This window comes from Delftia sp. NA_296.1, from assembly GCF_052692095.1.
Genome location: NZ_JBQZGF010000003.1, coordinates 501,244 through 524,234 on the forward strand (window position 1 = coordinate 501,244; position 22,991 = coordinate 524,234).

A 22,991-nucleotide genomic window follows, 5' to 3' on the forward strand; every position below is an offset into this window, starting at 1 on the left:
CCATTGCACCGCTGATGAAAGGCCACGCACCGTTGCCAAGTCCTTTTTCCCCCGACGCCCTGGCCGGCAGCCTGGGCCTCCTCCTGGCGGGCGAGCCCGTCCACCTGCTGGCCCAGCACGCCCTGTGGTGGCCCGCCCAGGGCACGCTGTTCATTGCCGACCTGCACCTGGGCAAGGCCGCCACCTTCCGCGCGCGCGGCATTCCCGTGCCGGCCGGCACCACCCAGGGCAACCTGGACAGGCTGTCGGCGCTGCTGCAGGGCCTGCCGGTGCGCCGGCTGGTCGTTCTGGGCGACTTCCTGCATGCCGCGCAGGCCCGCACGCCGTCCGTGCTGGCCGCCCTGGCCGACTGGCGACTCCGCCACGCGGCGCTGGAGGTGGTCCTGGTGCGTGGCAACCACGACAGCCATGCGGGCGACCCGCCGTCCGCGCTGGGCATCGGCGTGGTGGACGAGCCCTGGCGCCTGGGGCCATTCGCGGGCTGCCATTACCCGCAGGAGGCTCCTGCCTGCCATGTGCTGGCCGGCCATGTCCACCCCGCCGTCGTGCTGCGCGGCCCCGGGCGAGATGCCCTGCGCCTGCCGTGCTTTGCCGTGCACCCGGGCTTCACCCTGCTGCCGGCCTTCGGCCTGTTCACCGGCATGGCCAGCCTGCCGCCAGGTCCTGGCCTCCAGTGCTTTGCCGTAGGCGGCGGGCGGGTCTGGGCCGTTCCCGGTGGAGGGGGCGGGATGTAATCAGGCGTAATTTTCTGAAGGATCGTTGTTCCCTACAGTGCGCTTGCGCCCGCACGGCGGGGCAGCAGAAAGCGCCGCAGCGCTTTTTTGATCCATCAGGAGAGATGCATGGGCGTTCAACTCAACTTCGTCAATCAATCGAACGACGCAAACAACTCGCAGATCGTCATCTTCCAGAAAAACGTGGCCAGCGATTTCGAGGAACTGGCCGTGGCGTGGCGGGTCATCAAGTACTGCGGCCAAGGTGATAACCACCCGTTCACCTTCCCGCTGGGCCTGCAGGTCGGTGCCAGCGACAGCTATGGCAACCACACGCCCCAGCTGGAGGCGCAGTTCGGCCAGCAGTTCCAGCTGTCCCTGAGCAGCAGCGGCGATCGCCTGGCGCCCGCAGGCTATGGCGCAAGCTCCAACGAAGTGCAGGTGCTCAACTCGCTGCCCCGGGGCGCCATCAATGCCAGTTGCTACAAGGACGGCCGGCTGCTGGCCGTCAAGACCGCGATTGCCCCCCAGCAAAAGGCCGTCTTCGAATTCAAGCCCTCCATCTGGATCGGGGTGGTCTCGCAGATCGAACAGGGCCAGGTCATGAGCTCGGCCATCCTGGGCGACATCAACACCGAGATCTCCCTGCTGGGCATCTCGCGCGCCGACATCGTGATGCGAGGCGGCGGTGCGGGCCCCGGGTCCACGCCGTTCTCGTTCACGCTGGAGAACGTCGTGATGTGCTGAGGCCTGCCCCGCACCCCCGACTGAGGGGCAGACCCCCGGATGACGACTCCGTGACAGTTGTCACACCTCTGTCATGGAGGCGGCCAAGAATCCCGCACTTGTCCGGCCCGCGCAGGCCACTCCCCGCAGGTGCCCCACCCATTCATGACTGACGCAGCCTCCCCCCTGGCCCAGGCCAATGAAGACGCAGGCCTGATCTGCGGCTGGCGGTTTTTCTGCGACACGCAGCGGCGTGTGGAGGCCATGACGGCGCAGTCGGCCGCGCAGTGGCTGGGCGCAGAGCGTCCGCTCACCGAGCCCGGCCGGCGCGACTTCCTGTGGCTGCACTTCAACCTGGCCAATACCCAGTCCCTGCGCTGGCTGCAGCGCCACGCCGCGCTGCCCGAAGTCTTCTACACCACGCTGCGCGAGGGCCTGGCCTCCACGCGCATCGAGCGCTCCGATGACTCCCTGGTCGCCGTGCTCAACGATGTGAATTTCGAGTTCAACTTCGAGTCGGCCGACATCGCCACGCTGTGGATCTGCCTGGACGAGCGCCTGGTCGTCACCGCGCGCACCCAGCCGCTGCGCTCGGTCGATGCGCTGCGTGCCGGCGTGCGCCAGGGCGACAGCCCCGCCAGCACGGCCGAGCTGCTGGAACACCTGATGCGCACCCAGGCCGACGTGCTGGTCAAGGTGGTGCGCGAGACCACGGCGCGCGTGGACGACATCGAAGACGCCATCATCGCTCAGCGCTACCACCATCCGCGCGCCCACCTGGGCCGGCTGCGCCGGCTGCTGGTGCGCCTGCAGCGCCTGCTGGCGCCCGAGCCGGCCGCTCTGTTCCGCCTGCTGCAGCAGCCCCCCGCCTGGATGGGCGAGGACGACCGCCGCGGCCTGGCCGCCGCCAGCGAGGAGTTCTCGCTCATGCTGCGCGACATGCAGACCCTGCAGGACCGCATCAAGCTGCTGCAGGAAGAAGTGGCTGCCGCCGTGAACGAGGACAACAGCAACAGCCTCTTCGTGCTGACCGTGGTCACCGTGCTGGCCCTGCCCATCAACATCCTGGCCGGCCTGTTCGGCATGAACGTGGGCGGCATACCGCTGGCAGAGCACGAGCACGGCTTCTGGATCGTGGTGTCCATCGTGATCGCCTTCACCGTCATCGCCGCTTGGCTGGCGTTTCGCAAGAAGCGGTACAGGGACTAGGGGACGTGTCAGGGAATCTTGCAGAAGAACTCGCAAAATATCTCGCACCAAACGGATTTCATCTATATAAATCAGCTGCTTATATAGGTGATCAATGTCGCAAGAATTCCTGCTATACGACCATCCTGCCCAGATGGAGCCGCTGCTGCCGGGGGAACACAAGCTGGGCCCTTTGCTGGAGCTCTCCCATGACCTGATCAGGTTGGGTGAGCGGCTGGCCGGCCGCTACCGACCAGACACATTGCCAGGCCTGCGCCGGCTGCTTCGGGCCATGAACTCGTATTACTCGAACAGGATCGAGGGGCAGCACACCTTTCCGCTGGATATCGAGCGCGCCCTGCACAACGACTATGCGCAGGACGAAGACCAGGCCCGCCGTCAGCGATTGGCGCTGGCGCACATGGCCACTGAAGAGCAACTGGAGTACAGGTCCACGCAATGGACGAATGCGCAGGTCTGGACCCCCCAGATGCTGGCCGATATCCACCAGGATCTCTTCGCCCGTCTGCCCCAGGCCGATCTGGAGGCCGGCGCCCTTGGCGACGATGCCATCGAGCCGGGTCGATGGCGCACGCGGGAGGTTAGCGTGGGCAGGCATGCGGCGCCTGCAGCGGGGCAGTTGCCATTTTTTCTTGACCGCTGGTCGAGCTTCTACTCCGGCGTGCGCCGTGGCGAGTTGCAGTTGGTGGCCATGGCCGCTGCGCACCAGCGCCTGGCGTGGATCCATCCGTTCCGGGACGGCAACGGGCGTGTGGCCCGGCTGCATTCACATCTCGTACTAACCCACATGGGCCTGAGCAATGGTCTGTGGTCCCCCCTGAGGGGGTTCGCACGGTCGCAGGAGCGCTATTACGCCTTGCTTGCCGCCGCAGACGAGCCGCGCCGTGGTGACCTTGATGGCCGTGGCAATCTGACCGAACTGGGGTTGATCGACTGGATCGCATACGTGCTGGAACTGTGCATGGACCAAGTGAGCTTCATGGAGGGACTTCTGTCGCTGGACGGCATGAAGGAGCGCATGGCGGCATGCCTTGCCTATGAGGAGCTGGTGGTGCGCCAAGGCGTGCGCAGCGAGGCATTGCGCGCATTGCACTATCTTTTTGCGGCCCAGGCGGAGATGGATCGGGCCGACTTCAAGGCCATGCTGGGGTTGGGTGACCGGCTGGCCACCGCCCAGGTATCGGCACTGCTCAAGCGCGGCCTGCTGGAGACGGATTCACCGTATGGAAGAGTGCGCCTGGGCGTGCCGCTGCACGCCCTGCGTTTTTACTTCCCCCGCCTCTGGCCGGAAGCGGAGGCTGATTCGCTGTAGACGGCTCCTCTCAAGCCGCCACAACCCTCGCCCCGAACACCATCGCCCGCAGCCTGCCCAGCAGCGGCCACACCAGCATCAGCAGGGCCAGCGTGGTGATGGTGCCCGACAGGCCGTTGTGCCAGAAGATGCCCAGCTCGCCCTGGCTGGAGAGCATGCTCTGGCGGAAGGCGTCTTCCATGCGGTCGCCCAGCACGATGGCCAGGACCATGGGCGCCAGCGGATAGTCCAGCTTCTTGAACACGTAGCCGACCACGCCGAAGACCAGCATGAGCCAGATGTCGGTGGCATTGCCGTGGACGGTGAAGGCGCCGATGGCGCAGACCATGAGGATCATGGGCGCGACGATGGAAAACGGCACGCGCAGGATGGCGGCGAACAGCGGCACGGTGGCCATGACGATGACCAGGCCGGCGATGTTGCCCAGGTACATGCTGGCGATCAGTCCCCAGACGAAGTCCTTTTGCTCGGTGAACAGCAGCGGGCCGGGCTGCAGCCCCCAGATCATCAGCCCGCCCAGCAGCACGGCCGCCGTGGCCGAGCCCGGAATGCCCAGGGCCAGCATGGGCAGCAGGGCCGAGGTGCCGGCCGCGTGGGCGGCGGTCTCGGGGGCGAGCACGCCTTCGGGGTTGCCCTTGCCGAAGCTGTCGGGGTCGCGCGAGAACTTCTTGGCCAGCCCGTAGCCCATGAAGCTGGCCGCCACGGCGCCGCCCGGCGTCACGCCCATCCAGCAGCCCACCAGGGCCGAGCGCAGCATGGTCAGCCAGTAGCGCGGCAGCTGGGCCCAGGTCCTGAACACCACCTTGAGGTCGATGGAGGCCTTCTTGCCCTTGAAGGCCAGGCCTTCCTCGATGGTCATCAGGATCTCGCTGATGCCGAACAGGCCGATCACCACCACCAGGAAATCAAAGCCGCGCAGCAGCTCGGTGGAGCCGAAGGTCATGCGCAGGTCGCCCGAGATGGTGTCCATGCCCACGGCCGCCAGCAGCAGGCCCACGGCCATGGCGGCCACGATCTTGGCCTTGGGCTCCTTGCCCATGCCGATGAAGGAGCAGAACGTCAGGAAGAAGACCGCAAAGAACTCCGGCGGCCCGAACTGCAGCGCGAACGAGGCCACGACCGGCGCCAGGAAGGTGATCAGCATCACGCCCGAGATGGCGCCGATGAACGAGCCCGTGAAGGCCGTGGTCAGCGCCGCCCCCGCGTGGCCCTGCTGGGCCATGGGATAGCCGTCGAAGGTGGTTGCCACCGACCAGGCCTCGCCCGGGATGTTGAACAGCACCGAGGTGATGGCGCCGCCGAACAGCGCCCCCCAGTAGATGCACGACAGCAGGATGATGGCCGAGGTGGGCGACATGCCGAAGGTCAGCGGCAGCAGGATGGCCACGCCATTGGGGCCGCCCAGGCCCGGCAGCACGCCGACCACGATGCCCAGCAGGATGCCCGTGAGCATCAGCCCCGTGTTCTGCCAGGTGGTGACGGCCGCGAAGCCGTGCGCAAGGTATTGGAGTTCGTCCATGGTGTTGCTCCGTGGCGGCGACAGGGGTCAATAGCCGAGCCAGGCTTCAAGCGGACCCTTGGGCAGGGGCACCTTGAACTGGATCTCGAAGACGTAGAACAGCAGCACGCTGGTGAAGCCCGACAGCGCCACGGCCTTCCACCAGGGATAGCGGCCCGCAAACACCATGAAGCCCGTGATGAACAGCACCGAGGCCGCGTAGATGCCCAGCGGCGCGATCACGGCGATGTAGGCCGTCAGCGGCAGCAGCACCTGGGCCACGCGCTTGAGCTGCAGCCAGCTGGCGAACTGCTCCTGGCTGCGGTTGCGCAGCGCCTGCACGAAGACGGCGATGGCGCAGATGCCCAGCACGGCGCCCACGCGCAGCGGGAAGTAGCCGGCCTGCGGGCCGGTGTCGCTCCAGCCTGCGCCAATGCGCTGGTTGTCCCAGACCACGAGCACGGCCAGCGCCAGCAGCACGGCGGCCACGCCGTACTCCACATGGCGGCGGGACAGGCCGGGGGCCTGGGCTTCGGTGGCGGGGATGGATTCGGTGGCCGCGCTGGAGGGCTGGGCCGGGGCTGCTGCTGCTGCTGCTGAATTGGAGGAGGGCGGGGCAAGGTGGATGGCGGTGTCCATGGCGCGGCTCCTCACTTGGCGGCGGCGGCCACGCTGGCCGACAGGAAGCCGGCCTTCTTCATGATGTCGAGGTGGCGCGTCTCGTCCTTGGCCAGGAAGTCCACGAAGGCCTGCCCCGTCATGTACTCGGGCTTGAGCGCGTTTTTCTCCAGGTACTCCTTCCACTCGGGCGTGGCCACCACCTTGTGCATCACGCCTGCATAGAACTGCGCCTGTTCGGGCGTGGTGCCGGGCGGCAGGAAGAAGCCGCGCAGCATGGTGTATTGCACATCCAGGCCCTGCTCCCTGCAGGTGGGGATGTCCGACAGCGCCTGGCTGCCCGTGACCTTGGCCGTGTACTCGATGCGCTGCGTGTCGAACACGCACAGCGCCCGCACCTGGCCCGCGCGCCACTGCGCCATGGACTCGCTGGGGTTGTTGACGTTGGAGTCGATGTGCTTGCCCACCAGCTGCGTGCTGGCCTCGCCGCCGCCCTTGTAGGGGATGTAGGTGAACTTCACGCCGGCGGCCTGTTCCATGTTGGCGGTGATGATCTGGTCCTCGCGCTTGGAACTGGTGCCGCCCATCTTGAACTTGCCGCCGGCCTGCCGCGCGGCGGCCAGGTAGTCGGCGGGCGTCTGGTAGCCGGTCTCGGCATTGACCCAGAGCACGAACTGGTCCTGGGCAATCATGGCCACGGGATTCAGGTCGCGCCACTGGAAGGGCAGGGCCGTGGCCATGGGCAGGGTGAAGATGGCCGTGGAGGCCACCAGCAGCTTGTGCGGGTCGCGCGCCGAGGCCTTGACATCCAGAATGCCCTCGGCGCCGGAGGCGCCGGCCTTGTTGAGGATGACCACGGGCTGCTCGATCAGCTTGTGTTTGGTGACGATGGCCTGGATCACGCGTGCCATCTGGTCCGAGGCGCCACCGGCCGAGAATGGCACGACGAGTTCGACGGACTTGGCGGGCTTCCACTGCGCCCAGGCGGCAGGGGCGGCGAGGGTGATGGCGGCTGTGGCGGCGAGGGTGGCGACGGCAGTTGCCGCCAGGCGGTTGCGGGGCGATGTCATGTCTCTTGTCTCCTGTTATTTCCTGGTATTGGTGCAATCCACGATCAAGGGGGCGAGCCATGTGCTCCGGCTCTGCCAAGGGTTTTCGGCGCGGGGCCGATGGGTTCAGGCGGCCTTGCGCAGCGCCCCGGCTGCGGCGTGGGCAGCGAAGTAGTCCATGGACGCCTGCACGCCGCTGCCGGCCAGACGGATGCCGGACAGCTTCAGGCCCATCTCCACGCCCGCCACCATGGCCAGCAGCGTGAGGTCGTTGCTGTCGCCCAGGTGGCCCATGCGGAACATGCGGCCCTTGAGCTTGCCCAGGCCCGCGCCCAGCGACAGGTCGAAGCGCGTGTGGATCAGGCGGCGCAGGGCGTCGGCATCCACGCCTTCGGGCGTGATCACGCCGGTGAGCACGGGGGAGTAGACCTGCGGATCGGCGCACTGGATGGGCAGGCCCCAGGCCTGGACGGCGGCGCGCACGCCGGCCGCCCAGCGCTGGTGGCGCGCAAACACCGTATCCAGCCCTTCGGCCAGCAGCATGTCCAGCGATTCGGACAGGGCGTACAGCAGGTTGGTGTTGGGCGTGTAGGGCCAGTAGCCGGTCTGGTTCATCTCCACGATCTCGTCCCAGGCCCAGAACGACTTGGGCAGCTTGGCGCTTTTGGCGGCCTCCAGCGCACGTGGCGACAGCGCGTTGAAGCTGATGCCGGGCGGCAGCATCAGGCCCTTTTGCGAGCCGCTGATGGTCACGTCCACGCCCCATTCGTCATGGCGGTAGTCGGCGCTGGCCAGGCCCGAGATGGTGTCCACCAGCAGCAGGGCCGGGTGGCCAGCCGCATCGATGGCCCGGCGCACGGCGGCGATGTCCGAGGTCACCCCCGTGGAGGTCTCGTTGTGCACCACGCACACGGCGCGGATCCGGCGCTCCGTGTCCTTGCGCAGCCGTGCCTCGATCAGGCCGGCCTGCACGCCATGGCGCCAGCCCGGCGCCTCGGGCAGGTGCTCGTCGCTGCCGCCATAGGACAGGAATTCGGTGGACAGGCCCAGGCGCGTGGCCATCTTCTGCCACAGCGAGGCGAAGTGGCCGGTCTCGAACATCAGCACATGGTCGCCAGGGCTGAGCGTGTTGATCAAGGCCGCCTCCCAGGCGCCCGTGCCGGAGGCCGGATAGATCACCACCGGATGCCGGGTCTTGAAGACCTGCTGGATGCCGGCCAGCACCTTGAGGCCGAGCTGGCCGAACTCCGGCCCCCGGTGGTCGATGGTGGGCAGGCTCATGGCCCGCAGGATGCGGTCGGGAACCGGGCTGGGGCCGGGGATCTGGAGGAAGTGGCGGCCCGTGGGATGGTTGTCGAGCGTGAGCATGGTGCGTCCCTTTCAAGGAAATGCCAGGTCGGTCTGCGGGGGAGGGTGTTTGCGAATTTTTGCATTCAAAATTCATAAATGCCTTGGTGATAACCATGAATACCTTGAGAAATGCTTGCGTAAAAATGAATGCAAAATTCATTCGACCAGGAGAATCCATGGCGGAGATCATCGAGATTTCGCGGCTTGCCCTGCATGACCAGGTGGCGGCGCGGCTGCGCACCTGGCTGGTGGAGGGGCGCATACCGCCCGGCGCCAAGCTCAACGAGCGCGCGCTGTGCGAGCAGCTGCGCGTCTCGCGCACGCCGCTGCGCGAGGCCATCAAGCTGCTGGCCTCCGAAGGGCTGGTGGACCTGGTGCCCAACCGCGGCGCCGTGGCCGTGCGCCTGGGCGAGGCCGATGTGCTGCAGACCTTCGAGGTGCTGGCGGGGCTGGAGGGCATGTCGGGCGAGCTGGCCGCGCAGCGCATCAGCGAGCAGCAACTGGCCGAGGTGCGGGCCCTGCACTTCGAGATGCTGGCCAGCCATGCGCGCCAGGACCTGTCCGGCTACTACCGGCTCAATGCGCTGATCCACTCGGCCATCAACCGCGCCGCCGCCAACCCCGTGCTGGCCGAGACCTATGGCCGCATCAACGCCCGCGTGCAGTCGCTGCGCTTTCGCACCAACCAGGACGCGGCCAAGTGGAAGCGCGCCGTCCAGGAGCACGAACGCATGCTGGAAGCGCTGCAGGCGCGCGATGCCGCCGCGCTGCGCCAGGTGCTGGTCGCCCACCTGGAGCACAAGCGCGACACCGTCATCGCCCTGCTCAAGGCAGGCCAGATCTACCCACGAACCATGAACGAATGAGAGCTGCCATGCTGATGGAATCCACGCACCGCCTTGCCGCTTCCCCCGACGACACCGTGCCCGCCCCCGGCACCGTGCTGCCGCCCGACGATGTCAGCCAGATGCTGGCGCGCCGCCTGCGCTCGGACACGCGCGGCCAGGTCCTGTTCGACGCCGCCTCGCGCGGGCGCTATGCCACCGATGCCTCCATCTACCAGATCATGCCGGTAGGTGTCTTTGTGCCCACCTGCGAGCAGGACATCGCCACGGCCCTGCAGATCGCCCGCGAGCTGAGGGTGCCCGTGCTGCCGCGTGGCGGCGGCACCAGCCAGTGCGGGCAGACCACGGGCGCGGCCCTGGTGATCGACAACAGCAAGCATTTGCGCAACATCCTCTCGGTGGACCCTGATGCAGGCACGGCCGAGGTCGAGCCCGGCCTGGTGCTGGACCACCTCAACGCCCGGCTCAAGAAGCTCGGCCTGTGGTATCCGGTGGACGTATCGACCAGCGCCCAGGCCACGCTGGGCGGCATGGCGGGCAACAACTCCTGCGGCTCACGCTCCATTGCCTACGGCAACATGGTGCACAACGTGCGCGGCGCCCGCGCCTGGATGGCCGATGGCGAGCTGCTGGACTTCGGCCCCGTCGCCCAGGCCACGGGCCGCGCGGCGCGCATTGCGCAATTCGTGCACGGGCTGGCGCAACAGCACCGCGAGGACATTCACGCCCACTGGCCCAAGGTCATGCGCCGCGTGGCCGGCTACAACCTCGACATCTTCGACAACCAGAGCGAGCGGCCCTACACGGCCGACGGCAGCGTCAACCTGGCCCATCTGCTGATAGGCGCCGAGGGCACGCTGGCCTACACGCGCTCGCTCACCCTGCAGCTCAGCGCGCTGCCGCGCGCCAAGGTGCTGGGCGTGGTGAACTTTCCCACCTTCCACGCGGCCATGGACTCGGCCCAGCACATCGTGAAGCTGGGCCCCACGGCCGTGGAGCTGGTGGACCGCACCATGATCGAGCTGGGCCTGGCCAACCCGGCCTTCAAGCCCACCATAGAGACCGCGCTCATCGGCCGCCCGGCTGCCATCTTGCTGGTGGAATTCGCCGGCGACGACCGCGCCGCGCTGCTGGTGCGGCTGCGCCAACTGGTGGAACTCATGGGCGAGCTGGGCCTGCCCGGCAGCGTGGTGGAAATGCCCGAGGAAGCGGCCCAGAAAAACCTCTGGGAAGTGCGCAAGGCGGGGCTGAACATCATGATGAGCCTCAAGGGCGACGGCAAGCCCGTGAGCTTCATCGAGGACTGCGCCGTGCCGCTGCAGCACCTGGCCGAGTACACCGATGCGCTCACCGAAGTGTTCGCGCGCCACGGCAGCCGGGGCACCTGGTACGCCCATGCCTCCGTGGGCACGCTGCATGTGCGGCCCATCCTGGACATGCGCACCGACGGCGCGGCGCGCATGCGCGCCATTGCCGAGGAAGCGGCCGAACTGGTGCGCAAATACAAGGGCGCCTTCAGCGGCGAGCACGGCGACGGGCTGTGCCGCGGCGAGTGGATCGCCTGGCAGTTCGGGCCCGCCATCACCGAGGCCCTGCGAGCCATCAAGCAGCACTTCGACCCGGACAGCCTCTTCAACCCCGGCAAGATCATCGACACGCCGAAGATGGACGATGGCCGGCTGTTCCGCTTTGCGCCCGCCGATGCGCCCCGGCCCTACCGGCGCATTCCCATCACGCCCGTGCTCGACTGGTCTGCCTGGAACGTGCAGGCCGACCCGGTCACCGAAGTCACCACGGCGCCCGGCACGGGCGGCGACGTCACCGGCGGCTTTGCCAAGGCCGTGGAGATGTGCAACAACAACGGCCACTGCCGCAAGTTCGACGCCGGCACCATGTGCCCCAGCTACCGCGTCACGCGCGACGAGCAGCACCTGACGCGGGGCCGCGCCAACACCCTGCGCCTGGCCATCTCGGGCCAGCTGGGGCCGGACGCCTTCACCAGCGAGGCCATGCACGACACCATGGACCTGTGCGTGGGCTGCAAGGGCTGCAGGCGCGACTGCCCCACGGGCGTGGACATGGCCCGCATGAAGGTGGAATTCCTGGCCCACTACAAGGCCCGCCATGGCCACACGCTCAAGGACCGGCTGGTCGCCCATCTGCCGCGCTACGCGGCCACGGCCAGCCGCATGCCCTGGCTGCTGAACCTGCGCAACCGCCTGCCCGTGCTGCGCCAACTGGGCGAAAAACTGCTGGGCCTGTCCGCCAGGCGCTCGCTGCCGGCCTGGCGCAGCGACACCTTCTGGCGCGCGCCCGAAGCACATACCTTTCTTGACCGCGACCAGGCCCTGGCCCGCGCGGCGGGCGGCGAGCGCGTGGCCGTGCTCTTCGTGGACACCTTCAACGGCACCTTCGAGAGCGAAAACGCCCTGGCCGCCGCCCGCGTGCTGCAGGCGGCCGGCTATGCGCTGCACACCGCCAGCAAGTCCGCCAAAGAGGGCGGCGGCCACCACTGCTGCGGCCGCACCTACCTGGCCATCGGCATGGTCGAGCAGGCCAAGGCCAGCGCCGGTGCGCTGATCAACGCCCTGGCGCCCTTGGCCCGCGCCGGCATCCCCATCGTCGGCCTGGAGCCCTCCTGCCTGCTGACCCTGCGCGACGAAGCCCTGGTCATGGGCCTGGGCGAGCCTGCGCAGGCCGTTGCCGCCCAGGCCCTGCTGTTCGAGGAATTCATTGCCCGTGAAGTCAAGGCCGGCCGCTTTGCGCTGCCGCTGCGCGCCGCCGAGGCGCCCATCCTCGTGCACGGCCATTGCCACCAGAAGGCCTTCGGCGCGGTCAGCCCCATCCTCGACGTGCTGCGGCTGATTCCCGGCGCCCAGCCCGAGCTCATCGAAAGCTCCTGCTGCGGCATGGCCGGCAGCTTCGGCTACGAGGCCAGCCACCACCAGGTCTCCATGGACATGGCCGAGGCGGCCCTGCTGCCGGCCATACGCCAGCGCCCCGAGGCCATCGTCGTGGCCGACGGCACCAGCTGCCGCCACCAGATCGCCGACGGCGCGGCGCGCGAAGCCGTGCATGTGGCGCGGCTGCTGGAAAGCCTGCTGGACGCCCGCTGACCGCCATCCTTCCTCCCGCACAAGACAAGGCACTCCCATGAAGCACAAGCCCTGCCTGGACCTCCAGGACATCAAGACCATCGCCCAGGCCGCCGAGGCGCATGCCACGGCGCGCGGCTGGGCCGTCAGCATCGCCATCGCCGATGACGGCGGCCACCTGCTGTGGCTGCAGCGCCTGGACGGTGCGGCACCGGCCTCGGCCCACATCGCGCCGGCCAAGGCCCACGCCGCCGCACTGGGCCGCAAGGAAAGCCGGCTCTATGAGGAAATGATCAATGGCGGCCGTACCGCCTACCTGAGCGTGCCCGCGCTGCAGGGCCTGCTGGAAGGCGGCGTGCCCATCACCAGTGAGGGCCACTGCCTGGGCGCCGTGGGCGTCAGCGGGGTGAAGCCGGCAGAGGATGCGGAGGTGGCGCGGGCGGGGATTGCGGCGCTGGGGGCCGCGCCGCAGCGGTAGCGGCCCTGGGCTTCAGCGCGACTTGCGCGGCTGCAGGGCCTCGGCGCGCAGCATGGCCAGCACGGCATCGCGCTTGTGGTGCAGGTGGGTGACCAGCAGCTCGCGCAAGGCCGTGGCGTCGCGTGCGCCCAGGGCCTCGATCATGGCCTCGTGCTCCTTGACGGCCTGCTTCCACTTGGCCGTGTCCAGGTTGGTGCGAAAGCGCAGCGACTGCACGCGGTTGTTGATGCGCTGGAAGGTTTCCGTCAGCACGGGGTTCTTGGCGGCGCTGTTCAGCGCCGCGTGGATGGCGGCGTTGAGCCGGTAGTAGGCAGACACGTCGGCGCGCGCCACGCTGGCCATCATCTCGTAATGCAGGGCGCGGATCTCGGCGAATTCCTGGTCGGTGATGCGCTGTGCGGCCAGTTCGCCCGACAGGCCCTCGATGCCGGCCAGCACCTCGAAGGCGTGCATGACATCGGCCTCGCTCAGCTTGACGGCGATGGCGCCGCGGTTGGGCAGCAGGTCGGCCAGGCCTTCGGCGGCCAGCAGCTTGATGGCCTCGCGCAGCGGCGTGCGCGAGACGCCGAGCTGCTCGCACAGCTCGCGCTCGTTGAGCTTGGCTCCCGGGGCGATGCGCCCTTCGATGAGCATGGACCGCAAACGGTCCGCCACCTGCTCGTGCAGCGCCGCCCGCGATATCTCGATGATCTCCGCCATCTAGCGGTCTCCTTGGCTGTTCCTGGCTGGTGGATGCCCCCGCCACAGGCATTGCGCCATGCGGGGCGGCGCCGATGTTAGCCGAGTTTGCACCCCAGGCGCGCCTCCTGCCCGGCGCACGCGCTGTCCCTGCCAAGCACTACAGGCTTTTCAGCAGGGGCCTACGGCCTGCGGGCGTGGCTGCCCGCACCATGGTGGCGATCAGACACACCAACCAGGGACAAACAATGGCCAACGCAGCGATCCGGCTGCAGATCCAGGTGGATCTTGCTTATGACATCCGCGATCCGGCCGGGGCCGATTTCGTGTTCAACATCCATGCGGCCCACACCTCGCACCAGACGGTGGAGAACGAGCGTCTGGTACTCAGCCAGCCCGTGGAGCCCGACATTGCCACCGAGCCCGCCACCTCCACCCGCTTCATGCGCCTGCATGCCAACCCAGGCCCCCTGCACCTGACTTACACGGCCACCGTCTGCATCGCGCACCACCGCGAGGATCCGGCGGCGCTGGGCGAGGTTCCGGTGCGCTGCATCCCGCTGGAGGTCCTGCCGTACATCTACCCCAGCCGCTACTGCCAGTCCGACCGGCTGATGCAGCTGGCCTTCCGCAATTTCGGCCAACTGGCGCCCGGCTATTCGCGCGTGCTGGCCATACAGCAGTGGGTGCAGGAGCTGGTGACCTTCGCTTCGGCCACCAGCAACTCGTCCACCTCGGCCGTCGATACCCTGGTGGAGCAGGTGGGCGTGTGCCGCGATTTCACGCACCTGATGATCGCCCTGTGCCGCGCGCTGAACATTCCCGCCCGCATCGCCACCGGCACGGACTACGGTGCCGACCCTGCGCTGGGCCCGCCCGATTTCCATGCCTACGTGGAAGCCTACCTGGGCGACAGGTGGTATCTGTTCGATGCATCGGGCACGGCCATTCCCATGGGCTTCATGCGCTTTGGCACGGGCCGTGACGCGGCGGACGTGGCCTTTGCCACCATCTTCGGCAACGTGGTGGCCATGGCCCCCATGATCCAGACACAGGCCCTGGAAGACGAGCACAGCCAGCTTCCCCGGCTGTGCAGCGAGGCGCTGTCGACCACCGCGCCTTCGCCCGCCGTGCTGTCGGGCTGCGCATCGTTTGGCAGCACGGCGGACCGAAGGAGCTTCAGGCAGCTGCCTGCCTGAGCTGCCTGCGCTGTGAAAGGCGCACGGCGGCGGTCCTCAGAAGCGGTGCGTTCCCGTCACCGCAAAGGTGCGCCGCTGGCCGTAGAAGCAGTCGCCGCGTGCCAGGCACTGCGTGATCTGCACCTTGTCGGTCAGGTTGACCACGTTGAAGGCCAGGCGCCATGGGCCGGCGTCATAGGACACCATGGCATCCAGCAGGGTGGCAGAGGGCGTGTCCACCAGGCTGGTGCCCGTCCACTGCGAACCCGTGTAGCGCACGCCGGCGCCCAGGCTCCAGCCGCCGCGCCCTTCGCTGGCAAAGCGGTGGGTCAGCCAGGCCGACGCCGTGTGGCGCGGCACGCTGGTCACGCGCTGGCCCTGGTCGCCGCCATTGCTGCGCGAGATGACGGCGTCGGTGTACGCATAGGCCAGGGTGGCGTCCCAGTGGCGCGCCAGGCTGGCGGTGAGCTCGGCCTCGAAGCCGTTGACCTTGACCTCGCCGATCTGCAGGCTGTTGAGCGGGTTGGCAGGGTCGGAGGTCTTGCGGTTCTTCTCGCGCAGCGTATAGACCGCGGCAAAGGCCGACAGGCCCTGGCCCGGTGGCTGCCACTTCACGCCGGCTTCCCATTGCTCGCCGCGCTGGGCCTTGTAGGGCGTGCCGTAGACATCCACGCCGCCCAGCGGCTGGAAGGACTCGGAGTAGCCCAGGTAGGGCGCCCAGCCACCGTCCATCTGGTAGGTGGCGCCTGCGCGCTTGGTCCAGGCCTTCTCGTCCACGGCGGAGGCGGGCCGGCCTTCGGTATCGGTCTGGGCGCTGTCGTGGCGCAGGCCCAGGGTGGCGGTCCAGCGGCCCCACTTGATCTGGTCCTGGGCGTAGAAGCCCAATTGCTTTTGCGACACGCCCGGCTGGCGCACCAGCTGCGAGGCCGTGGGCGGCGTGAAATTGCCGTAGACGGGGTTGTAGACGTCAAACGGCGCGGTCAGGCCGCGCCAGGTGGACTGGCTGGTGCTGTTGCGCTGCGCATCCATGCCGGCCAGCACGGTGTGCTCGGCCGTGCCCCAGCGCAGCCGGCCTTCGAGCTGCGTGTCGATCACCAGCATGCGCCCGCCGTTGACCTGCCAGGAGGCATCGCGGTAGACGCTGCGGTTGTCGGGGTTGAAGACCGGGCGCGCAGGGCGGCCCTGGCCGGGGATGGCGGTGAAGCTGGTGTAGATGGAGCGGTAGTCCACGTCGCTGATGGTGCGCCGCAGGTTCTGGCGCACAGTCCAGTCCGCGTTCAGGCGGTGGCTGAACAGGTAGCCCCAGGATTTGTTCTCTGTGTCGAACGAGTCCCAGCCGGGCTCGCCGATGAAGGTGCTGGTGGGAATCTGGCCGTAGGGGCTGGGCAGGCGCGTGCCCTGCCAGGGGAAGAAGCCGATCAGCGAGCCGCTCTTGTCCTTCTGGTAGAGCGCCTGCAGCGTGAGCGAGGTATCGGCGCTGGGCCGCCAGGTCAGGCTGGGCGCGATCACCAGGCGGTCGTCGTTCACATGGTCCACCTGGGTGCCGCTTTCCCGGCCCACGGCCACCAGGCGGTACAGCCACTGGCCGTCTTCGGTGACGGCGCCGGTCAGGTCGGTGGCGATCTGCTTGCGCCCGTAGCTGCCCACCTGCACCTGAACCTCGCGCAGCGCCTCGGCCTGCGGGCGCTTGCTGGTCAGGTTGAGCACGCCGCCCACGCTGCCCTGGCCGTAGAGAACGGAAGAGGGGCCGCGCAGGAACTCCACGCGTTCCAGCGTGTAGGGGTCGGGGCGGCTGGTGTTGTAGGTGCCGTAGGTGCGCAGCAGCCCGTCCTGGTACTGGCTCACGCTGCCGCCGCGTGCCGAGAAGCTGTCCACGCGGCTGTCAAAGTAGTTGGACACCACGCCCGCGCTGTAGGCCGTGGTCTGGCGCAGCGTCTGCACGCCCTGGGCCTCGAACTGGTCGCGCGTGACCACGCTGATGGCCTGGGGCGTCTCTATCAGCGGCGTGTCGGTCTTGGTGGCCGAGATGGCGCGCTTTGCGGTGAAGCCCACCACGGCTCCGGTGGGATTTTCCTTCTCGGTGCCTGCGTTCACGGTGACCGGGGCGAGCGTGGCCTCGGGAACATTTTCAGGCTGGGCCTGCGCGTGGGCTGCGCCGCACAGGGCAAGCAGGGCGGCATGCGCAACTGCCGTGCGCGAGAGTCTTTGGATAAGCATGGTCAATGGTCGAGAGCTGGGAAACCTGTGCCGTGGGGCGTGCTCTGGGTGCGTCGGCGCTGCTGCCGGCCTGGGTCCAGCGGCGCAGCCTGTCGTGGCGGGTGCGGATTCTAGAATGACAATGAGAATGATTTCTTTTTCTTTTCATTTGTATGTAGCATGCAACGCATTGGTATCATTTTGATAGCAACAAAGCATGTCTTGAAGAGATCTGCGAGTCGATGTGCAGGGCGGTGCGATACGCGTGCGGTCTTGCTTGCGGGAAGTACGCGCAGCGTGTTAGCCCCTTTCACGCCGGGGCGCCAACGGCCCCGGTCGCCTCAGGCCAGGGCGGCCTGCGAGGGGTTGCTTCGGTGTGAAACGGCCTCGGGCCACAGCCGCCCGGCCGCCGACTGCAATGCTTCCACCAGCTGCCGCGTATCCGCCTTGCCCGTGGCGTGCAGCGCTTCGGTCACGATCAGCGCGTTGACTGTGGATTCGCGCACTGCCGAGTGGCCGCTTTGGCGGTTGCACCAGCGCCGGGCGTGGGCGCGGCCAGCGGTGTCGGCGAAGATGATTTCGCCGGGCTCGGGATATTCGATCTCGCCCGAGAAGGTCTCGTAGACCTCGCTGCCGGTTGCGGGGCGCACCTGCAGGCAGCCGCTGATGCGGTCCAGGTCGAAGACGGCCACGGGAATGGCAAAGGCCACCGAGGCCGCATTGCACAGGTCCACCAGCGGATGCAGGCCCGGCAGATCTCCTTCCTTGCGCAAGCGGCGCAGCAGGGCCTCGGCGGCGCAGCGGTATTGCGTGGGCTTGAGGCCCATCCTGGCAAAGCCGCGCCGCCAGGCCTGAATGGATGGCATCTCGCTTTCCGGGGTGCAGGCCAGGTTCTGCCTGGCCTGTGCCATGAAGGGGGCGATCACGGCGTGTACGGGCACGTCGGGCGACAGGCCGCGCAGCAGCAAGGTCTGCGAGGCCAGTTCAGGAAAGTCGCGGGGGATGGAGGATGAGTAGGAGAACTGCAAGATCAGGCCTTGTGAGTGGAGAGGGGATGTGATCTCCATCCTCGCCAGGCCGGTTTGCGTGGTCTTGAAGGAAATTGCAGCGCGTCATGCAGCGCAGGCCTTGGCTGCCCTGGCGTAGAAGCCGGGCGCCATGCCGAAGCTGCGCACGAACAGGCGCGTCATATGGCTCTGGTCGGCAAAGCCGCTGTGCGCGGCGGCCTCGGCCAGCGGCATGCCGCCGGCGATGAGCCTGCGCGCCTGGTGCAGGCGCCGCTGCAGCAGATAGGCATGGGGCGTCATTCCCGTGGCGCGCGCAAAGGCACGCAGGAACTGGTAGCGGCTCAGGCCCGCCTCGTGCGCCAGGGCGCCCAGGGTCAGCGGCGCACCGGGATCGTCGTCCATCCGGGCGCGGGCCAGTGTGATGGGGGCCGGTGCGCGGGGCGCCGGGGCAGGGGGCTGCAGCATGCCGCCCAGCAGCTGCAGCAGGCCTTCGTCCAGGTCCAGGGCGTCCGTTGCCTCGCCGCTGCCGGTCATCCTGCGGTACAGAGCCTGAAAACACGCGGCCAGGCGCGGGTCGCGCACGGCGGGCTGGCTGAACTCGAAGCCGGTCGCTGGCCCCGCGCCATCCATGTCCGCCATGAGCCCGGCCACGACCGAGGGCTCCAGGTAGAGCATGCGCCAGGCGCGACCGCCATCGCCCAGGGGCATGCCGTCATGCAACTCGCCGGGGTTGACCATGATGAGGTCGCCAGCCCCGGCCTCGTACAGACCTCGCCCGCTGGCGGATTTCTGCGCGCCACGCTCGATCAGGCCGATCCCGTACTGCTCGTGGGCGTGCCGGCCAAAGTGCCTCGCCGTGTCTGCGGCCACGGCTTCCACGCCTGCGGTGCGGCAGCGCAGCCAGCTGAAATGCCCATCCGTGGTCGAAACCATGCTGCAGCCTTTCCTACCCACCCTGGCGCGCCAGCGTGATCGCCAGGCCGGCCAGCCCCGCGCCCACCACCACGGGGATCACGCCCACCTTCCAGCGCAGCAGCGCGGCCGCCGCAGCCAGGCCCAGCAGTGCGGACGGCCAGTCGAAGGGACCCGCCCAGCCCTGCGGCCACAGCACGTGCCAGGCAAAGAACACGGCCAGGTTGGCAATGACGCCCACCACGGCGGCCGTGATGCCCGTCAGCGGCGCGGTGAAGCCCAGCCTGCCATGGGTGGACTCGATGAAGGGGCCGCCCAGCAGGATGAAGGCAAAGGACGGCAAAAAGGTGAAGAAGGTCACGACCAGGGCGGCGGCGGCGCCGGCCGGCAGCAGCGCATCGGGGCCGAACACCTGCGTGCTCCAGCCGCCCAGGAAGCCCACGAAGGACACCACCATGATCAGCGGCCCCGGCGTGGTCTCGCCCAGGGCCAGCCCGTCCATCATCTGCGTGGCCGTGAGCCAGTGGTAGTGGTCCACCGCGCCCTGGTAGAGGTAGGGCAGCACGGCGTAGGCGCCGCCAAAGGTCAGCAGCGCCGCCTTGGTGAAGAACCAGCCCATCTGGGTGAGCGCGCCCTGCCAGCCGAAGGCGGCGGCCAGCAGGCCCAGCGACAGCGCCCACAGCCCCAGGCTGGCCGCCAGCACCTGGCTGAAAAAGCGCCAGCGGAACCGTGCATGGGCCGGTGTGGGCGTGTCATCGTCGATGACGGCCGGGCCGTGGCTGCCACCGCGCGGGCCGTGCCCGCCCGCAGGGGAGAAGTGGCGCGGCGCCAGCCTGCCCCCCAGGTAGCCCAGTGCGCCGGCCGCCAGCACGATCAGCGGAAACGGCAGCTTCAGCGCGAAGATGGCCACGAAGGCCGCCGCGGCAATGCCCCACAGCCAGCCGTTGCGCAGGGTGCGCGAGCCCACGCGCCAGGCCGCCTGCACCACCAGCGCCGTCACGGCCGGCTTGATGCCATAGAAGATGCCGGCAACGGCCGGCACATGGCCGAAGGCCACATAGATCCAGGACAGGGCGATGAGCAGCAGCAGCGAAGGCAGCACGAACAGCCCGCCGGCCACGATGCCGCCCCAGGTGCGGTGCAGCAGCCAGCCGATGTAGGTGGCCAGCTGCTGCGCCTCGGGGCCTGGCAGCAGCATGCAGTAGTTGAGCGCATGCAGGAAGCGCCCCTCCGAGATCCAGCGCCGCCGCTCCACCAGGTCCTCATGCATGATGGCGATCTGCCCGGCCGGCCCGCCAAAGCTGATGCAGCCCAGCTTCAGCCAGTAGCGCAGGGCTTCGGCGCGGGTGGGCGGGAGGGGTGCAGCGGGTGCAGCGGGTGCATCAAGCGAACTGGGAGGCATGCCGCAAATGTCTCATACGGCAGCCGCCGCCGACGCCTGCAGGCACCTATACCGCATCCGTACCGCACCCGTACCGCACCCGCGCTGCGCAGACGCTACATCTGCCGGGCGGCCTGCTTGACCAGCACCGGCTCGGCGCGGTAGCTGCCCGGGAACAGCTGCTTGAGCTGCTCCACCTTGGGCAGGTCGTTGATGACGATGTAGGGATGGCGCGGGTTCTCCGTCATGAAGTCCTGGTGGTAGTTCTCGGCCGGGAAGAAGCTGGGCTTGTCCTCCAGCCGGGTCACGATGGGCTTGCCGAAGACCTTGGCCGCGTCCAGCTGGGCCACATAGGCCTGGGCGGTCTTGAGCTGGGCGGCGTCGGTGGCGAAGATGGCCGAGCGGTACTGCGTGCCCGTGTCCGGTCCCTGGCGGTTGAGCTGGGTCGGGTCATGGGCCACGGAAAAGTAGATCTGCAGCAGCTGCCCGTAGCTGACCTGGGCCGGGTCATAGGTGACCTCGACCGACTCCGCATGCCCGGTGCGTCCGCTGCTCACCGCCGAATACGAGGCCTGGGCCGCCGTGCCGCCGCTGTAGCCCGATACGGCGCGCTGCACGCCCTTGACGTGCTGGAACACGCCTTGCACGCCCCAGAAGCAGCCGCCCGCAAAGATGGCTTTCTGCGGCCCCTGGCCCGTGGCGGGCGCATCCTGCGCGGGTGGTGGAATGCGCACGGCCTGCTCGGCCGCCTGCAGGTTGCTGCCCTGCCACAGCAGGGCGCCGCCCAGCAGCACGGCGCTGCCGGTCAGCAGTTGCAGAAGGCCGCGGCGGCGGGGTGCGGTGGCGAGGGTGGAATCGTTGGTCATGGTGTCTCTCCGGTGAAAGTGAAGTGGCCAGGGATCAGCCAAAGGTGAAGGCATAGGCGGAGATGCCGGGGTCCAGGAATTCGATGCTGAAGGTGCGTTCGGCTGCGCCGCCGTCCTGGCGCACCAGCTGGTACAGGCGCTGCTCGGTCACGCTGCCGCTGCCGTCGGCGGCCACGTCCATGCCGCGCGAGGCGCCGGGCGCCTTGCCGTCGATCAGCACCTTGAAGCGCACGGGCTTGCCATCGCTGCCGGGGCCCAGCACCAGGTGCAGGTCACGTGCCTGGAAGCGGTAGGTGATGCGACCGGTGGCGCCGTCCAGCGTGGCGCTTTCCGGGCCCACCGTCCATTGGCCGCTCAGGCCCCAGGCGTTCAGCGGCAGGCGCTCGGGCGTGGCATAGGCGGTGGCCTGGTTGTGCACGGCGGCAGGCGTGGCGGCAAATTGCTCGGCGCGCTCATAGCCCAGGTAGGTTTCGTGCGAGCGCACGGCTGCCATGTCGGCTGCCTGCTGCACGCCCTTGGCCTGCACGTCGATCAGGCCCTGGTCCACCTGCTTCGATCCGGCTTCATGCAGCAGTTGCTGGATCACGCGCTCGGACTCGGCATAGCCGCCCTCGCCAAAGTGGTGGTGCCGGATGCGGCCCTGGGCATCGATGAAGTAGTGCGCCGGCCAGTACTGGTTGTTGAAGGCGCGCCAGATCTTGTAGCCGTTGTCCACGGCCACGGGGTAGCCGATGCCCAGGTCCTTGATGGCCTTTTCCACGTTGGACAGCTTGCGCTCGAAGGCGAACTCCGGCGCATGCACGCCCACCACCACCAGGCCCTGGTCGCGGTATTTCTCGGCCCAGGCCTTCACATAGGGCAGGGTGCGCAGGCAGTTGATGCATGAATAGGTCCAGAAATCCACCAGCACCACCTTGCCGCGCAGTTGTTCGGCCGTCAGCGGGGGGGAGTTGAGCCAGTCGGTGGCGCCGTCCAGCGCAGGGGCCAGCCCTTCGTCCGGCAGGGCGGCGCGGGACGGGCCGCCGGCCATGCGCATGGCGCCGCCTGCGGCCATCATGGCCGGGCCAGCACCCTCACCCCTGTCCACGGCGGCCATCATTGCGGGACCGGCCTGCATGGCCATGGCGCCACCCTCGGGCCTGCCGCTCAGGCGGTCCAGCAGCCTTTGCTCCAGGCCGCCGGTGGAGGCCGTGGACACTTGCGCCAGCACGCCCGTGTCCAGCCCCAGCGCAATCGCGCCCACGCCGGCCAGCATGGCTGCGCCCAGCCCGCGCCGCACCCATTCGCCCGCACCCAGCATGCGCTTGAGCGCCGCAAACACCTTGCCGCCCAGCAGCAAGGCCGCCGCCATGGAGGTGGCCGCACCGGCCGCATAGGCCAGCAGCAGCAGGCTGGAGGTGGTGTTGGCGCCCTGCAGTGCGGCGCCCGTGAGGATCAGGCCCAGGATGGGGCCGGCGCAGGGCGCCCACAGCAGGCCCGTGGCCACGCCCAGCAGCAGCGAGGCGCCGGGGCGGGCGCCGCCGTCCGTGCCCTGGGCACGCTCGGACAGGCGCGAGCCCGCCGCCACCAGCGGCCGCGTCAGCCGCTCGGACAGGCCGGGCCACAGCAGGGTCAGCGCAAACACGGCGACCAGGCCCAGGGCCAGCCAGCGGCCGTATTCATTGGCGGCCACCACCCAGCCGCCGCCCACGGCGGCCAGCGAGGCCACCAGGGCGAAGGTCAGCGCCATGCCCGCCAGCAGCGGCAGGCCGCTTTTGGCGAAGGGCTGGTCGGCGCGTGCAAAGACGAAGGGCAGCACCGGCAGGATGCAGGGGCTGACGATGGTCAGCACCCCGCCCAGATAGGCCAGGACGATCAGCAGCATGGCGTGGCTCCCGGGT

At 68.5% G+C, this 22,991-nt stretch carries 19 protein-coding genes; 8 read left to right on the forward strand and 11 right to left on the reverse strand.

The genetic code is table 11. The annotated features are described in order from the left end of the window. Positions 1-14 precede the first annotated feature (14 nt). The 4 genes from pdeM to ACUTR7_RS10175 all read left to right on the forward strand — a co-directional run bounded on the left by pdeM (position 15) and on the right by ACUTR7_RS10175 (position 3,960). On the forward strand, positions 15-734 hold the full coding sequence (gene pdeM / locus ACUTR7_RS10160) for a ligase-associated DNA damage response endonuclease PdeM (RefSeq protein ID WP_445608750.1): 720 nt from the start codon (positions 15-17) through the stop codon (positions 732-734). Between the two features lie 108 nt (positions 735-842). Then, positions 843-1,460, forward strand: coding sequence for a hypothetical protein (locus ACUTR7_RS10165; protein WP_445608751.1), 618 nt, complete (start codon positions 843-845; stop codon positions 1,458-1,460). A 144-nt stretch (positions 1,461-1,604) separates the two neighbouring features. After that, entirely contained in the window at positions 1,605-2,648 is a 1,044-nt protein-coding gene (locus ACUTR7_RS10170) for a transporter (protein WP_012204892.1), read from the forward strand. A gap of 94 nt (positions 2,649-2,742) precedes the next feature. After that, complete coding sequence (locus ACUTR7_RS10175) at positions 2,743-3,960, forward strand: Fic family protein (RefSeq protein WP_445608752.1); 1,218 nt, start codon at positions 2,743-2,745, stop codon at positions 3,958-3,960. Between the two features lie 10 nt (positions 3,961-3,970). Here ACUTR7_RS10175 and ACUTR7_RS10180 read toward each other — a convergent pair whose 3' ends face one another. The 4 genes from ACUTR7_RS10180 to ACUTR7_RS10195 all read right to left on the reverse strand — a co-directional run bounded on the left by ACUTR7_RS10180 (position 3,971) and on the right by ACUTR7_RS10195 (position 8,493). Next, positions 3,971-5,479: a tripartite tricarboxylate transporter permease gene (locus ACUTR7_RS10180; protein WP_445608753.1), complete on the reverse strand. Its 1,509-nt coding sequence runs from the start codon at positions 5,477-5,479 to the stop codon at positions 3,971-3,973. 27 nt (positions 5,480-5,506) lie between these two features. Beyond that, the gene (locus ACUTR7_RS10185; protein WP_445608754.1) at positions 5,507-6,097 is read right to left on the reverse strand and encodes a tripartite tricarboxylate transporter TctB family protein; all 591 of its coding nucleotides are present in this window, start codon (positions 6,095-6,097) and stop codon (positions 5,507-5,509) included. A gap of 11 nt (positions 6,098-6,108) precedes the next feature. Next, a complete protein-coding gene (locus ACUTR7_RS10190) occupies positions 6,109-7,146 on the reverse strand; it encodes a Bug family tripartite tricarboxylate transporter substrate binding protein (RefSeq protein ID WP_071955152.1) in 1,038 nt (345 codons plus the stop codon). Positions 7,147-7,251: 105 nt separating this feature from the next. Further along, positions 7,252-8,493 carry a pyridoxal-phosphate-dependent aminotransferase family protein gene (locus ACUTR7_RS10195; RefSeq protein ID WP_445608755.1) on the reverse strand — a complete coding sequence of 414 codons (1,242 nt, stop codon included), beginning with the start codon at positions 8,491-8,493 and terminating at the stop codon, positions 7,252-7,254. Positions 8,494-8,651: 158 nt separating this feature from the next. Between ACUTR7_RS10195 and ACUTR7_RS10200 the strand changes: the two genes are divergently transcribed. The 3 genes from ACUTR7_RS10200 to ACUTR7_RS10210 are packed head-to-tail and all read left to right on the forward strand — an operon-like array spanning position 8,652 to position 12,893. Continuing rightward, the gene (locus ACUTR7_RS10200) at positions 8,652-9,341 is read left to right on the forward strand and encodes a GntR family transcriptional regulator (RefSeq protein WP_012204897.1); all 690 of its coding nucleotides are present in this window, start codon (positions 8,652-8,654) and stop codon (positions 9,339-9,341) included. Between the two features lie 8 nt (positions 9,342-9,349). Beyond that, a complete protein-coding gene (locus tag ACUTR7_RS10205) occupies positions 9,350-12,436 on the forward strand; it encodes an FAD-binding and (Fe-S)-binding domain-containing protein (RefSeq protein WP_445608756.1) in 3,087 nt (1,028 codons plus the stop codon). A gap of 37 nt (positions 12,437-12,473) precedes the next feature. After that, positions 12,474-12,893, forward strand: coding sequence for a heme-binding protein (locus ACUTR7_RS10210; protein ID WP_013802959.1), 420 nt, complete (start codon positions 12,474-12,476; stop codon positions 12,891-12,893). Positions 12,894-12,905: 12 nt separating this feature from the next. On the opposite strand, the gene ACUTR7_RS10215 is transcribed toward ACUTR7_RS10210, so the two are convergent. Then, positions 12,906-13,592, reverse strand: a complete 687-nt coding sequence (locus tag ACUTR7_RS10215) for a GntR family transcriptional regulator (RefSeq protein ID WP_013802958.1) — start codon at positions 13,590-13,592, stop codon at positions 12,906-12,908. 227 nt (positions 13,593-13,819) lie between these two features. Between ACUTR7_RS10215 and ACUTR7_RS10220 the strand changes: the two genes are divergently transcribed. Beyond that, positions 13,820-14,770: a transglutaminase-like domain-containing protein gene (locus ACUTR7_RS10220; protein ID WP_013802957.1), complete on the forward strand. Its 951-nt coding sequence runs from the start codon at positions 13,820-13,822 to the stop codon at positions 14,768-14,770. Positions 14,771-14,806: 36 nt separating this feature from the next. On the opposite strand, the gene ACUTR7_RS10225 is transcribed toward ACUTR7_RS10220, so the two are convergent. From ACUTR7_RS10225 to ACUTR7_RS10250, 6 genes are all read right to left on the reverse strand, one after another. Further along, positions 14,807-16,966 (reverse strand): TonB-dependent siderophore receptor, encoded by a 2,160-nt coding sequence (locus tag ACUTR7_RS10225; protein ID WP_445608757.1) that lies wholly within the window; start codon positions 16,964-16,966, stop codon positions 14,807-14,809. A 320-nt stretch (positions 16,967-17,286) separates the two neighbouring features. Further along, positions 17,287-17,973: a B3/B4 domain-containing protein gene (locus ACUTR7_RS10230; protein WP_445608758.1), complete on the reverse strand. Its 687-nt coding sequence runs from the start codon at positions 17,971-17,973 to the stop codon at positions 17,287-17,289. 84 nt (positions 17,974-18,057) lie between these two features. Further along, positions 18,058-18,885 (reverse strand): AraC family transcriptional regulator, encoded by an 828-nt coding sequence (locus tag ACUTR7_RS10235; protein WP_315530557.1) that lies wholly within the window; start codon positions 18,883-18,885, stop codon positions 18,058-18,060. Positions 18,886-18,898: 13 nt separating this feature from the next. Further along, positions 18,899-20,266: a chromate efflux transporter gene (chrA, locus tag ACUTR7_RS10240; RefSeq protein ID WP_445608759.1), complete on the reverse strand. Its 1,368-nt coding sequence runs from the start codon at positions 20,264-20,266 to the stop codon at positions 18,899-18,901. A gap of 95 nt (positions 20,267-20,361) precedes the next feature. Continuing rightward, positions 20,362-21,111, reverse strand: a complete 750-nt coding sequence (gene msrA, locus ACUTR7_RS10245; RefSeq protein WP_034392299.1) for a peptide-methionine (S)-S-oxide reductase MsrA — start codon at positions 21,109-21,111, stop codon at positions 20,362-20,364. A 34-nt stretch (positions 21,112-21,145) separates the two neighbouring features. After that, positions 21,146-22,975, reverse strand: coding sequence for a cytochrome c biogenesis protein DipZ (locus ACUTR7_RS10250; RefSeq protein ID WP_445608760.1), 1,830 nt, complete (start codon positions 22,973-22,975; stop codon positions 21,146-21,148). Between the last annotated feature and the right edge of the window lie 16 nt (positions 22,976-22,991).